The sequence below is a fragment of the Aminobacter niigataensis genome (assembly GCF_014200015.1).
Classification (GTDB): domain Bacteria; phylum Pseudomonadota; class Alphaproteobacteria; order Rhizobiales; family Rhizobiaceae; genus Aminobacter; species Aminobacter niigataensis.
Genome location: NZ_JACHOT010000001.1, coordinates 155,301 through 168,855, shown reverse-complemented (window position 1 = coordinate 168,855; position 13,555 = coordinate 155,301). Strand labels below are relative to the sequence as shown.

Genomic DNA, 13,555 nt, shown 5'->3' with positions numbered 1-13,555 from the left:
GCCCCTACTGCATGGCAGCCGGGGCGTTGTTCAAAAACCCAATCGGGGCAAAGCCTACTGCAGCAGGTTCTTGACGATGCCGCTCGCCTTGCCGAAATCCATCTGGCCGGGATAGCGCTCCTTGAGCGCATTCATGCAGCGCCCCATGTCGCGCAGGCCGTCGGCACCGACCTCGGCGATCACCTTCTGCGCCGCGTCGCGCACCGCCCCCTCCTCCATCTGCTTGGGCAGGAAGTCGGTGATGATGGTGATTTCGTCGCGCTCCTGCGCGGCGAGCTCCAGCCGTGAGCCTTCCTCGAAGGCCTTGGCCGATTCCTGCCGCTGCTTGACCATCTTGGTCAGGATCTGCAGGATTTCCTCGTCCGACACCGGGTCCTTGCCGGCGCCGCGATGGGCGATGTCGCGGTCCTGAATTGCGGCCTGGATCAGCCGCAGCGTCGAGGTACGGCGCTTGTCGCCGGCTTTCAATGCAGTCTTCAGCGCCTCGGCGAGCATCTCGCGCATGGCCATTACTCCTGAACGTGTCGCAAACAATAGCGCCGACCTGCCACAGTGGCAAACCGAATGACAATGGCCAACTTCCTGTTTTCATTAGGAAAAATAATTAGCCGCGAATCCCGGACCGGTCATTGACCACCCGCCGGCCTTCGCTTATTGTCCGCGCCTTGCAAGGACTAGTTTGTTTTGTGCACGGGGCCCGCCTGACGGTGGTCGTCCGTGCTTTTCGCTGCGCGATATGGCCTCTCCCGAGCCATTTTTCAAGTCGCGGCGCCGTTACGCAGGAGCATCGCCATGGCCTCAGAGACCGCCCCCTGGGCAACCGAAGTGCCGACCGCCGTTCTGGTTCTGGCCGACGGCACGGTCATTACGGGCCGAGGCCTCGGCGCCACAGGCAGTGCCGTCGCCGAAGTCTGCTTCAACACCGCACTGACCGGCTACCAGGAGGTTCTCACCGATCCCTCCTATGCCAGCCAGATCGTCACCTTCACCTTTCCCCATATCGGCAACATCGGCACCAATGACGAGGACGTCGAGGATCTCAACCCGGCGGCCCGCTTCGGCGCGGTCGGCGCCGTGTTCAAGGCCGATGTCACCAACCCGTCGAGCTATCGTGCCGCCGGTCACCTCGACCAGTGGCTGAAGCGCCGCGGCATCGTCGCCATGTCCGGCGTCGACACCCGCGCGCTGACCGCGCTGATCCGCGAAAAAGGCATGCCCAATGCCGTCATCGCGCATGCGCCCGACGGCAAGTTCGACATCGACAACCTCAAGGCCCAGGCCCGCGCCTGGTCCGGCCTCGTCGGCCTCGACCTCGCCAAGGAGGTCACATCGGGCCAGTCGTCGTCCTGGACCGAGACGCCCTGGGTCTGGAACGAGGGTTATGGCGAGCGCAACGAAGCCACCATGCACGTCGTCGCCATCGACTACGGCGTCAAGCGCAACATCCTGCGCCTGCTCGCCGGCCTCGGCGCCAAGGTCACGGTGGTTCCCGCCAAGACCTCGGCCGAAGACATCCTGGCGATGAAGCCGGATGGCATCTTCCTGTCCAACGGCCCCGGCGATCCCGCCGCGACAGGCGAATATTCGGTGCCCGTCATCAAGGACCTGCTCAAGACCGAACTGCCGGTCTTCGGCATCTGCCTCGGCCACCAGATGCTGGCCCTTGCCCTCGGCGGCAAGACCGCAAAGATGCACCAGGGCCACCACGGCGCCAACCATCCGGTCAAGGACCACACCACCGGCAAGGTCGAGATCGTGTCGATGAACCACGGCTTTGCGGTCGACGCCGGGTCGCTGCCGCAAGGCGTGGAAGAAACCCACGTCTCGCTGTTCGACGGCTCCAACTGCGGCATCGCACTCACCGGCCGGCCGGTGTTTTCGGTCCAGCACCATCCCGAGGCCTCGCCCGGCCCGCAGGATTCGCACTACCTCTTCCGCCGCTTCGCCAACCTGATCCGCGAACGCCAGGGCGAGCCCGCTCTCGCCGAGCGCTGATCAGTCATTCGACTGAACAAAAAAGGCCGCCTTGGGGCGGCCTTTTTTGTTGCCCGAGCAACTCGACCCGCCACAAGAGCTGCGACGCACTGGCAGTGCTTCGCCCAGCTTCCGGTCAAGCTCGCGCCCAGTTTCGCACGGCAGCGCAACGACGCCGAACCTCAAGTTCACAAGTAGAGACCGTTCACAAAGAGGCAATATTTTCAGTTCGCGTCTTCAGTACTTGGCATACAACTTCGACAAGCACGCCGTCCTCTTTGGGGCTGGCACGATTCGTGCATGACGACTATGACTGAACTGAAGAAACGGGGGCAGTCATGGCATATGTGATAGATCTCAATACGCGTGAACAGCTAGAACAACGCAAGGAAGGCCGCCGCCGCACGCTGAAGGGAGCCAAGCTCTCGTTCTACGGCGGCTATTGCTCCTTAGAGGGGATTGTTCGCAACCAGTCCCAAAATGGCGCAAGGTTGGATTTTGACGACACAACAGGTGTCCCGCCAGAGTTCAATCTGGCAATTGCCGGTGAGGCGGCGAAACGAACGGCGCGCGTGTGCTGGTATTCACCGACATCGGTGGGTGTGCGCTTCATGGAACAATAGTGGTGGCTTCCTGCTGGCCTGACGGCCCATCAGGCCTCGCCTGACTTGGCGAGACGCCCGGCTATGAGGTTGTCGTTAGGGCCGCTTGCTCGGTCGTGGCCGGCCTTTCGACCTTGAGCAAGAACACCAATAGCGACAGCGACAGGAAAACCCCACCCAGCACATAGGGCGCGCCGGCGAATGAAACCGGGGCGTCCGGCCCGGTGAACCATGCGAAGATGCCGGTATAGAGCAGCGGCGTAATGATGCTGGTGATCGAAAACAGGCTGGTCATCGCACCTTGCAACTCGCCTTGCGCCGATGGCGGCACCTTGGCGGCCGCGAGGCTCCGCAGCGGCGGGTCGGCCAGCGCCTCGAGGCAGGTCGCCACGATCACCGCATAGACCAGCCAGCCCTCCCAGGCGGCGGCATAGCCGAAGGCGGCGACCGTCGTGAACGCCAGGCCCACCGCCGCCGTGCGCCACTCGCCGAGCAGCGGTATGGCGCGCGGCAGCACCAGCGCCATGACAAGCGCACCGCCGATGCCGAACACGCCGAGCGAGAAGCCGATCTGCTGCTCGCTCCAGCCGTAGCGGTAGCTGCCGACGAACGACCACACCGCCGGATACATCATGTGGCCCAGCGTCATCAGGAAGAACACCATGCCGATCCAGCCGATGCCCTTGTAGTTGCGCATCTGCTTCAGCGCCCCGAGTGGGTTGGCGCGCTTGAGCTCGAACTTGCGGCGGTTCTCTTTGGTCAGCGTCTCCGGCAGGAAGAAGTAGGCGACGACGAAATTGAGGAAGGCAAGGCCGGCGGCAAAGAAGAACGGCACGCGCGGTCCGAACCCGCCCAGCAGGCCGCCGAGCACTGGCCCGATCACGAAACCGACGCCGAAGGCGATGCCGAGCAGGCCGAAATTCTTCGCCCTGTTCTCGTCGTTCGAGACGTCGGCGATGAAGGCCGAGGCCGTCGAATAGCTGGCGCCGCTGATGCCGGCCAGCACGCGGCCGATGAACAGCATCGAATACGACCAGGCGATGGCGCAGATCAGATTGTCGATAGCGAAGGTCAGCACCGAGGCGAGCAGAATCGGCCGGCGGCCGAAACGATCGCTCAGATTGCCCATCAGCGGCGCAAACAGGAACTGCATCGCCGCATAGACGAAGAACAGCCAGCCGCCCTCGATCGCCGCGGCACTGACGCCGACGCCGGTCAGTTCCTGCAGGAAGGCCGGCAACACCGGCATGATGATGCCGAAGCCGATGACGTCGAGCAGCAGCGTCGTAAAGACGAGCGCAAGGCCCCTTCTGGCGGTCTTTTCATCAACCATGTCGAAACCCACCTGGCACAAATTCGCGCATCGGCGATGCCGGTGATGCGCGGCTTCAAGCTGTCGCAGCATGTCTTATTACGGCTGCGCCGAAGGCAGCAACCGGCATCGAACCGCCGGGGGCAGTGCGGAACGTCGCTTATATCAGCGGCAACGATCAGGAACAATACGTGAACACATCAAAATGTCTGATGCGTCTTGGGGCACGGACGGAACGTTACGGGACCGCCCTGCCCTCGCTCGCTTCGAGGATCGAAAACCATTGCTGGCGGTCGAGTGTGACCTCGAGTGCGCGCACCAGTTGCGCCAGCCGCTCCGGCTTCATCGTGCCGAGCACTGGCACGAGGCGCGCCGGATGGCGCAGCAGCCAGGCGATGGCGACGGTCGCAACATCATGGGCGCCGGTCTCGGCCGCCACCAGGCTCAGCGCCGCCCGAACGTTGTGCTCACGCTGGCCATCGCCGGTAAACAGCGACCCGCCACCGAGCGGCGACCAGATCATCGGGGCGTAGCGCTGCCTTTGCGCGTGGTCGAAACGGCCGTCCGTCAGCGCCGAGGTCTCGAGCACCGAATGCTCGACCTGGTTGGTAACGACAGGAAACGGCAACCGCGACGCCAGAAGGTCGAACTGCGCCACCGTGAAATTCGAGACGCCGACGGCGCGCACCTTGCCCGCCTTCACCACCCGCTCCAGCCCCGCCGCCGTCTCGTCGGCATCCATCAGCGGGTCGGGCCGGTGGATCAGCAGCAGGTCGAGATAGTCGGTGCCGAGGTTTTTCAGCGACCGGTCGACCGACGCCGAGATATGGGCGGCACCCGTGTCGTAATGCTTCAGCCGGTTTGCCGGCCGCTGCGGCGACTTCAGCATGATGCCGCATTTGCTGATCAGCTCGATGCTGTCGCGCCGGCCCTTCCAGCGCGCCAGTCCCGCGCCGAAGGCCTCCTCGACCTCGTAGCCGCCATAGATGTCGGCGTGGTCGAAGCTGGTGATGCCGAGATCGACCGACATGTCGATCAGCCGGGCTACTGCCTCGGCGTCCGGCTTCGCTCCACCATCGAGCAAGCGCCAGGCGCCGAACACCAGCCGCGACAGCGACGGGCCGCCCGGCACCAGTTCGATGCGCTTGTCCGAAGCCATCAGATCGGATTGTTGAACGTATCGCAGGACGACAGCTTGCCGCTCTTGAAGCCGGCGGCAAACCAGCGCTGGCGCTGGTCGGAGGTGCCGTGGTTGAAGCTTTCCGGCACGACATAGCCCTGCATGCGCTTCTGCAACGTGTCGTCGCCGATCTGCTGCGCGGCGTTGAGCGCCTCCTGGATGTCGCCCTCTTCGAGCAGTCCCTTCTGGGCGGTGTAGTGGCCCCAGACGCCGGCGAAGCAGTCGGCCTGCAGCTCGACGCGCATCGACATCTGGTTGGCGTCGGCCTCGCTCATGCGCTGCCGCATCTGGTTGAACTTGGGCAGGATGCCGGTCAGGTTCTGCACGTGGTGGCCGACCTCGTGGGCAATCACATAGGCCTGGGCGAAGTCGCCGGCGGCGCCGAACTGCTTGGCCAACTGGTTGAAGAACGAGGTGTCGAGATAAACCTTCTTGTCGCCGGGGCAATAGAATGGCCCCGAGGCCGACGAGGCGTAGCCGCAGGCCGACGAGACCTGGCCCGAAAACAGCAGCAGCTTGGGCTCCTCGTATTTCAGCCCCTCGGCCTGGAAGATGCCGTTCCAGGTGTCTTCGGTCTCGGCCAGCACGGTCGAGACGAACTGGGTCATCTCGTCGTTTGCCGGCGCGCCGCCTTCGGTCACCTGGCCCCCGCCCGGCGAGCCGTCGCCGCCGGCCAGGATCTGCATCGGGTCGATGCCGCAGGCGCGCAGCGCAAAGAACAGCACGACGAGAATGATGATGCCGGAAAGTCCACCGCCGCCGCCGATGCGCGGTCCGATCGGCAGGCGTCCGCTGCCGCGGCCGAAGCCACCGCCCAGCCCGCCGCCGCCCTGGCCGCGCGCATCCTGGACATTGTCACTCTGGCGACGGCCTCTCCAACGCATGGGCATATCCCTCAATGTTCGTCGTCGCGGGCTTGGCTCCGCTCAGGGAGACAATTAGCCCAACGCTTGATTCAAGTCACAGGGTTTTTGGTTGTGCCACCCGGGCGCGCAACCGCTGGCGGTCAGCTCTTCTGCTTGGTGCCGGCGCTCTTGCCGTCCGAGCTTTTCGAGCGCTCCTCGAAGCGCTTCTCGCCCTTCTTGAAGTCCTGGCCGGTCTTGGCCTCGACCTTGCGCTCTTCCCTGGCCGCTGCTTGGCGCAGGCCCTTGGCGGCTGCCTTGCCCTTCGGCGTCGGGGCTTGTGTGATGGCCATTGTCGCTTCCTCCCGGGCGCCGGTCCTAGCTGGCGCTCAGGCTAACGCAGGCGGGCCGCGCTTGTTCCCGCCGGGTTCGTCATTGCCGGACGGGCGCCGCGTCCCTGCGCCATCGCGGCCAGGCGGCGACGGTCACCGCGCGCAGCAGCCATTCCAGCGGGCCATAGGCGAAACGGCCCATCCACCAGCGGCTGAGCGCCAGCTGCCCGGCGAAGATCGCAACGGCGATCAGTTGCGCGCCCAGCGGCGGCACCTCCCCCATCAGCCTGAGGCCATAGGCATAAAACAGCACCGAACAGACCAGCGACTGGAACAGGTAGTTGGACAAGGCCATGCGCCCGGCCGGCGCCAGCATTTCGGGCAGGCGCCTGAACCGCTGGAAGGCCAGCATCGCCAGCGCCACATAGGCCCCGGTCAGCAGCGGTGCGGTCAGCAGGCCAACCGCCAGCCCGGGCAGTTCCCAGCCGGTGCCGATCCCGTAGACCGAAGTCCAGCCGTAGAACGCCGCGCCGGCGAGGCCGACGGTCATGCCGGCAGCGAGCAGGCGGCGCAGCAACGGCTGATAGTCGTCAAGCTGCACGAACAGCTGGCGCTTGCCGGCGACGAGGCCGACCAGGAACATCGCCAGCGCGCATGGCCCCTGCATCAGGCCGATCACCACCCAGACATTGCTCAGTTCGGCGAGGTGCTGGGCGATGACGCTGCCCGGCGTGGCGAGATAGGCCGACTTTGCCGCCTCGCCTTCGGCGAGCAACGCCGCTGCATCCAGCGGCATCGGATCCAGTGTCGCCAGTGCGCCAAGCGCTGCCCAGCCCAATGCCGTGACGACGACCAGCCAGAAGGCGAGCCGAAGCGCGGTCTTCTCCTCGATGTTGCGCAGCACGAGCAGCACCATGCCCAGCACCGCATAGGTCGTCAGGATGTCGCCGTGGAACAGCAGCACCGCATGCGCCAGCCCGATCGCCCACAACCCGGCCTGGCGCCGCAGCAGGCGCGGCACGAAGGCCTCGCCGGCGCGCTCCGCCGAGGCCATCTGCAGCGTGAAGCTGTAGCCGAACAGGAACGAGAACAGCAGGTAGAACTTGGTTTCGAACAGGAAGGCGACGACGAACCGCACCGCCTGGTCGAGCGGCGCGGCAAATGCCGGATCGGCAACGCCGAGCCCGTAGTAAGGCGAGGAAAATGCCGTGATGTTGACCACCAATATGCCCAGCAGCGCAAAGCCGCGCAGCGCATCGACGTTGGTGATCCGCTCTTGTTGAACCGATTTCGCAGTCATTGCTCTCATGCCCCCGCCGTCACGGTCGAGGCATCCGCCTGCGGCCGCAGGAACCGCCCCAGCAGGACGCGCATCGTTGCGTGCTGGTTCTTGGGCTTGAACTCGCCATCGACCGCGACGCGGCTGAAGATGCCGTCGATCAGCGCCGCCACCCAGGTCGCCGCATCGGCCATGTCGAGCGTGGCGTCGGCCTGTCCGCGCGCCGCCGCCTCGGCCAGCAGGCCTTGCAGCGCCGAGCGCAATTCGCGGTCATTGCGGCCCACGCGCATGGCGATCGCCGGGTCCCGCCCCGCTTCGGCGGCGATCTCCAGCGCCAGAGACGAGAACTCGGCATCGGCAGCCAATTCCAGCACCAGGTCCATGAAATCGAGCAGCGCGGCATGGAGGTCGTCGCGCGCACCCAACGTCTGGAAGAATGCCGCCGTCTCCTCGCCTTCCTGGTCGACGATCGCGCCGATGATCTCCTGCTTGTTGGGGAAATAGTGGAACAGATTGCCCGGGCTCATACCGACCGCCGCGCAGATCTCGGCGGTGCTGGTCTGGTGGAAACCCTTCCTGGCGAAGCAGGTCCTTGCCGCATCGAGGATCGCCTGCCGCCTGGCGGCGTGCTTTTCAGGATCGACCTTCCGCATCGGTTCACTCGCTTCATTAATTAATAGACTAGTCGATCTATTAATTGCCAAGCCCCGTGCAGTCAACCGGGTGCGGCGGCAGCAGGATGCGGAAAGGGAAAAGCTACTCCGCCGGCGCGGCGTGTGCCCCCAGCGGAGCATCGGCCCGCGGGCTGCGTCGGTCCGCCAGCCAGGCGGCGAGCGCCTTTTGGGCATGGAATGCCGCGATCCCCGTCAGGATGCCGATTGCCACGCTCAGCGCGGTCGCCACCGGCCACGAGATCAGCGGCTTGACGTGTGGCGCCAACAGCTCCGGCAGCAGGCGATGGAACAGGTAGATGTGATAGCCCGCAGCAGCCACTGGCAGGGCGACGGCGGCGAGTTGCTTCGGCACGGCCACGCGCGGCATGTAGAGCAGCACGGTCACGCAGGCCAGTTGCAGCATGAACTTGACCCAGGACCCGGTCCAGTTGCCGCCCCAATACGCCATGACGGGAAACGCCAGCGTCGCAGCCGCCAGCACCAGCAGGCGCTGCCGCGCTGTTCGGGCGTGGAACACGCACCAGCCGAAGGCAGCGAGATAGAACACGTCCGACACGGTGAAGATCTGCACCGCCCCGACCGCCCAGACCTTGGGCGCCAGGAACTTGATCGCCACCGCCACGACGAGCGCCGCCATGCCGACGCCGAAGGGATTCTTGGCCACCCGCCGTCGCACAGCCGGCAGCGAGAACAGCCCGGCGACGATCAGCATGACCTGCGCGTAGGCCTCCACGAACCAGTAGAGATGGGGCAGCATGTGCTTGGGATCGAAAATGCCGAGATTGCCGACCAGGAAGACCGACGGCCACAGCATCTCGCCGCGCGCGATCGAATATGTGGCGACGATCGGCGCATAGACGGCCAGGTTTGCGGCCAGCGTCCTGAGCAGCCGCGTCGTCTCCCCGCGCATCAGGGCTGCGCCATGGAAACGCGCCAGCCCGTAGCCGACCAGCATCACCAGCGCCGCAGCCCCGCCGGGGATGGGCCACAGCGTGGCATGGTGGAGCACGACGAGCAGGATCGCCATTGCCCGCATCAGGAGATCGGAATCGACCACGCGCAAACCGCTGGTCTGGCGCCCGAGCCTTGCCAGCGTGCCCACAGGCATCTTCTCCCATTCCTCGGGGATACGTCCCAGCTTGCGCTCGAGCGTCAGCGACAGCTGCACGAACAACAGCGAGTCGCCGCCCAGCGCCTCGAAGCTGTCGGCCGGCGTCACCTTGCGCGGATAGAAGGCCCGGCTGAACGCCTCGACAATGCCGGGGTCGGTTTTCCCCGCCTGTCGTGCGCGCTGCGCCACCGCCGGATAGTCGACCTTGCCCGATGCCAGCCGCGGCAGGGCTTCCACCGCCACCGCCTCGACATGCAGCGGCGTCAGGCCGCTCGCCGCGATCATCAGCTTGCAGACGTCCTCGGGCGCCTCGCCGGAAGAATAGGCCGCCACCAGCCGCCGGTCACAGCCCGTCACAGCCGCCACGATGCCACGCTGCGCCAGCGCATGCTCCACCGCCTCGTGGCTGATCCTGAGGCCGGCGATCTTCGACATGCGCTTGAGCCGCCCGACGACGCGGAAGAAGCCGTTCTCACAGCGTTCGGCGACATCGCCGGTGCGCAGTTCCTCGACCTCGTCACCGCGCGCCAGATCGGCCCGGCTCTCGGCATAGCCCATCATCACGTTCGGGCCGCGATAGACGAGTTCGCCCGCAGCACCCGATGCCTCGATCTGCGCGCCATCGTCGCCGACCAGCATCAGTTCGCCACCCGGAATGGCAATGCCTATGCTGTCGGGGTTCGCCGCAAGCGCCTCCGGCGGCACATAGGCGATCCGGGCAGTCGCTTCCGTCTGGCCGTACATCAGAAAAAGGCGGCGGCCGTCTTGCTCGAGCTTGCGCCGAAAAGTGTCGGCAAGCCCGGCGGGAATGCGCCCGCCCGCCACTGTCATGAAACGCAGCGACGGCAGTTCCTCGGGCTGGAACCCGGTCTTTTCCATCAGTTCGTAGGAATAGGGCACGCCGCTGATGTTGGTCGCCTCGGCCGCGCGCAGGTCGTCGGCAAATCCCTTGTCCGCCACGCCCTTGGCCGAGACGAACACGCTGGCACCGACAGCCAGGTGCGAGTTGAGCACCGACAGGCCATAGGAATAGTGGAACGGCAGGAGCAGTGCCGCCCGGTCGTCCGCCGCTAGCCCCAGATAAGAAGCGATAGCGTCGGCATTGCTGTCGATGTTCTTGCGCGACAGCCTGACGAAGCGGCTCTTGCCGGTGCTGCCCGACGTCGCCAGCAGCACGGCGAGGTCCCCGTGCAATGCCTCTCCTGCCCCCTCGTGCTCGACCACGCGCCAGCGCCCGTCGAACAGCCGCACGCTCGCGTGGGGGCGGAAGTCTTCTTCGAAGTCGGCAAAGGCCCTGGCATCACCCGGCGCCAGCAGCGCCACGGCATGGTCCCCGGCGCGTGCCGCGAGATAGGCTGTGATGGCGTGTTCGGAGTTCGCCGCCTCGATGGCCACCAGTTTCCGGCCGTTGCCGAAACTTGCGGCCATCTCGGCTGCGCAGCGTGCCAGCTCGGCATAGCTGATGGCGGGGCGACCCGGGAAAATCAGGGCGGCACGGTCGCCATGCGTCGCCAGTTTCTGCAGGAATTCCATTCTTCGCTCGCCCCGCCGCTTCCGATGCAGCCACCTGAACGCGCGAGCCGATAGCCTTATTCCTGATAATTTGCATCAAGAAAATGCGAGACCTCTAATATGTGCCGGCTGACCGCCCTTAACGGACCGGTGTCAGGCGACCATTGCGACCTCGGGCCAGGATGCGCGCCTTAAGCCACAGGAACAGCGGGATGCGCGACCACTGGCGCAATTGGTCTGTATCAGCTGTGTCGGGAGTGGGCTCACGCAGCGCCGTGATTGCCAGTCCCGCAGCCTCGAACGCTGCCATGTAGTCTTCGAGCGGCTGCGACCAGCCGGCAAACTGCATCGTCAGGCCGTCACGCTGCTCCTCGCCCTCGAAATACTCCCGGCCGTAATAGCTGCCGTCGATGACGAACGGCGCGTCCGCCTCACGCCCGGCAAAGCGGCCGCGGTCGCGGAACGGGTGAACCAGCGAAACAAACAGCGTCCCGCCCGGCTTCAAGACGCGGCGGATTTCGCGCGCCGCTGCCGGCACGTCCTGGACGTCCATCAGCACGTTGTAGGCCATCACCAGGTCGAACGAGCCGTCCTCGAAAGGCAGGTCGCCGACACCGGCGACACGATAGTCGTCGGCCGACTTGGCCTCACGGGCCGCTTCCACCATGGCGGCGACGGCATCGGTCGCAGTCACATGGTAGCCGAGCGCCTTGAGTTCGCGCGACACGCGGCCCTCGCCGCAACCAACCTCCAGCGCGCGGCCAGATCCCTTGCCGATGAAATCCACGAGTCCCTTGCGATAGGCCCAGAAGGCGTCATGGCCGGGCGCGCGGGCCCACGCGATCCATTGCTCGGCCACGCCGGTCCAGTGTCTCTCGTCCTGTTTCATCGCTGCCTCGCTCGCTTAGAAGGCAGCGCTTATGCCATCCAAGACGGCGAGCACCCATGGCCACCGGCGCGCAAATCACCGTGCCACCGCTAGCCGAGCCGAACGGCGCGACAGTGCCAGCACGGCCAGCGCCACCAGCGGGAAGGCCGCCGCGACAAGACCGAGATCCGAAGGCGTGGCGAATTCCAGCACCCGCCCGCCGATGACGGTGCCGAAGGCGATGCCGAAATAGAGCGCCGAAGCGTTGAGCGACAGCGTCAGATGCGCGAGCTCGGGTGCGAAACCGACGATGCGGCTCGCCTGCGCCGGCGGGAAGGCCCAGCCGATGATACCCCACGGCACCATCAGGCCGATCAGCACCGGCCCGGCGATGTGATGCGGCAACAGCTTCAGCGTCAGCGCGATCGCCAGGCAGAAGCCCGACGACATCAAGAGCGACAGCACCACCATGCGCGTCGCCCCGATCCGGTCGGCGAGGTAGCCGCTCGACAAATTACCGATGACCGCACCCGCGCCGAAGGCCAGCAGCATGCCCGGCAGGGCGATGGCCGGCAGCCCCGCCCCCTCCAGCGCCAGCGGCGCGATATAGGAAATGACGGTGAAACCACCGGCGAGATAAAGCAGCGTCACCAGCAACGACGGCAGGATGCCGGGCCTCGCGATGGCCGTGAAGCGCTCGCCCAGCGTCAGCTTGATGCCGCGCGAACCCCTGGGCAACCGCACCCACAGGATCGCCGCACAGGATATGCTGAGCAGCGCAATCGCCACGAAGGTGCCGCGCCAGCCCCACATCGTCGCGATCAGCGAGCCTACCGGCGCGCCGAGCGCCACCGCAAACGTCGTGCCGCCGACGACGACGGCAATGGCGCGCGCCCGATGTTCGGGCCCGGCCAGCGACACCGCGGTCGCCTGCGCGGTGGCCGCATAGAGCCCGGCCGCCATGCCCATCACGATCTGTGCCACCAGCAGCCCGCCGAAGGACGAACTCGTCGCCGCAATGATGTTGCCGGCGACGAACACCAGCATCGTTGCCGCCAGCACGCGGCGGCGGTCGATCTCGCCTGCCAGCGCCGACAGGACGGGAGCGCCGACGGCATAGGCAAGCGAAAACGCCATGATCAGGTAACCTGCGAAGGGCACCGAGACATGGGCGTCGCCGGCGATCGCCGGCAGAAGGCTGGAGAACACGAAGCCGACTGTGCTCATCGCAAACGAGCCGACCGCCAGCCAGATAAGGCGCTTGTCCATGACGCTGTCCTTAGTTCAAAATATGTTGAACTATTGAACTTGTCGCTGCGTCATGTCAATCTGCTTCGAACGCGCTCCTGCCATCGTGGTGTCGGCAGGCCGCGCAAACCTTGAACCGACCGGACAGCGCCGCTACCTTCGAACCATGTCATTGCCGCACCCCAATCCCGACCAGATCAGCCTCGCCAACGTGCTTGCCGTGCTCGGCGACCAGACCCGGCTCGCCATCGTCGGCTATCTCGCCCGCAACGAAGGCGTGGCGATGAGCTGCGGCCAGTTCCTCGATTTCGGCTCCAAGACCAATCTCAGCTACCACCTCGCCAAGCTGCGCGAGGCCGGTATCACCCGCACCGAGGTTTCCGGCACCAGCCGGCTGATCTCGCTGCGCCGCGACGACCTCGACAGCCGCTTCCCCGGCCTGCTCGATTCGATCGTCACCGCCGCCCGCGGCCTGCCCCAGTTGGAGCGGCTCAGGGAAGATAGCTGAACCTCCAAAGTTCGAAGCGGACACGCACCGGCCGCACCTCGAAGCGCCCTCGCACGACGAACCGCGCGCACCGGAGTCATTCTTGCCTGTCTACAATGGCTTAAATGCTATTT

General features: G+C 65.7%; 13 protein-coding genes. 3 read left to right on the top strand and 10 right to left on the bottom strand.

Going from position 1 to position 13,555, the window contains the following annotated elements; translation table 11 throughout:
* Window positions 1-54 precede the first annotated feature (54 nt).
* Entirely contained in the window at window positions 55-504 is a 450-nt protein-coding gene (locus GGQ99_RS00905) for a GatB/YqeY domain-containing protein (RefSeq protein ID WP_108609809.1), read from the bottom strand.
* A gap of 288 nt (window positions 505-792) precedes the next feature.
* Between GGQ99_RS00905 and carA the strand changes: the two genes are divergently transcribed.
* Together carA and GGQ99_RS00895 are read left to right on the top strand one after the other, a co-directional pair.
* Window positions 793-1,995: a glutamine-hydrolyzing carbamoyl-phosphate synthase small subunit gene (gene carA / locus GGQ99_RS00900; protein WP_183260029.1), complete on the top strand. Its 1,203-nt coding sequence runs from the start codon at window positions 793-795 to the stop codon at window positions 1,993-1,995.
* A gap of 317 nt (window positions 1,996-2,312) precedes the next feature.
* Window positions 2,313-2,597: a hypothetical protein gene (locus GGQ99_RS00895; RefSeq protein ID WP_183260020.1), complete on the top strand. Its 285-nt coding sequence runs from the start codon at window positions 2,313-2,315 to the stop codon at window positions 2,595-2,597.
* A 61-nt stretch (window positions 2,598-2,658) separates the two neighbouring features.
* Here the strand turns inward: GGQ99_RS00895 and GGQ99_RS00890 are convergent, their stop codons facing one another.
* The 9 genes from GGQ99_RS00890 to GGQ99_RS00850 form a co-directional block, all read right to left on the bottom strand.
* On the bottom strand, window positions 2,659-3,909 hold the full coding sequence (locus tag GGQ99_RS00890; protein WP_183260018.1) for a TCR/Tet family MFS transporter: 1,251 nt from the start codon (window positions 3,907-3,909) through the stop codon (window positions 2,659-2,661).
* Between the two features lie 217 nt (window positions 3,910-4,126).
* Complete coding sequence (locus tag GGQ99_RS00885) at window positions 4,127-5,047, bottom strand: aldo/keto reductase (RefSeq protein ID WP_183260016.1); 921 nt, start codon at window positions 5,045-5,047, stop codon at window positions 4,127-4,129.
* On the bottom strand, window positions 5,047-5,952 hold the full coding sequence (gene ypfJ, locus GGQ99_RS00880) for a KPN_02809 family neutral zinc metallopeptidase (RefSeq protein WP_108607403.1): 906 nt from the start codon (window positions 5,950-5,952) through the stop codon (window positions 5,047-5,049). Before ypfJ ends, GGQ99_RS00885 begins: the two co-directional genes overlap by 1 nt.
* Window positions 5,953-6,074: 122 nt before the next feature.
* On the bottom strand, window positions 6,075-6,263 hold the full coding sequence (locus GGQ99_RS00875; protein ID WP_108607402.1) for a hypothetical protein: 189 nt from the start codon (window positions 6,261-6,263) through the stop codon (window positions 6,075-6,077).
* A gap of 79 nt (window positions 6,264-6,342) precedes the next feature.
* On the bottom strand, window positions 6,343-7,542 hold the full coding sequence (locus GGQ99_RS00870; protein WP_183260014.1) for a DUF418 domain-containing protein: 1,200 nt from the start codon (window positions 7,540-7,542) through the stop codon (window positions 6,343-6,345).
* A gap of 5 nt (window positions 7,543-7,547) precedes the next feature.
* The gene (locus GGQ99_RS00865; protein WP_108607401.1) at window positions 7,548-8,174 is read right to left on the bottom strand and encodes a TetR/AcrR family transcriptional regulator; all 627 of its coding nucleotides are present in this window, start codon (window positions 8,172-8,174) and stop codon (window positions 7,548-7,550) included.
* A 103-nt stretch (window positions 8,175-8,277) separates the two neighbouring features.
* On the bottom strand, window positions 8,278-10,839 hold the full coding sequence (locus GGQ99_RS00860; protein WP_183260011.1) for an AMP-binding protein: 2,562 nt from the start codon (window positions 10,837-10,839) through the stop codon (window positions 8,278-8,280).
* Window positions 10,840-10,957: 118 nt separating this feature from the next.
* The gene (locus GGQ99_RS00855) at window positions 10,958-11,707 is read right to left on the bottom strand and encodes a class I SAM-dependent methyltransferase (protein WP_183260009.1); all 750 of its coding nucleotides are present in this window, start codon (window positions 11,705-11,707) and stop codon (window positions 10,958-10,960) included.
* Window positions 11,708-11,782: 75 nt separating this feature from the next.
* Window positions 11,783-12,955, bottom strand: coding sequence for an MFS transporter (locus GGQ99_RS00850; RefSeq protein ID WP_183260007.1), 1,173 nt, complete (start codon window positions 12,953-12,955; stop codon window positions 11,783-11,785).
* Window positions 12,956-13,100: 145 nt separating this feature from the next.
* Here GGQ99_RS00850 and GGQ99_RS00845 point away from each other — a divergent pair, with 145 nt between their 5' ends.
* Window positions 13,101-13,442, top strand: a complete 342-nt coding sequence (locus tag GGQ99_RS00845; RefSeq protein WP_108609807.1) for an ArsR/SmtB family transcription factor — start codon at window positions 13,101-13,103, stop codon at window positions 13,440-13,442.
* Window positions 13,443-13,555 lie beyond the last annotated feature (113 nt).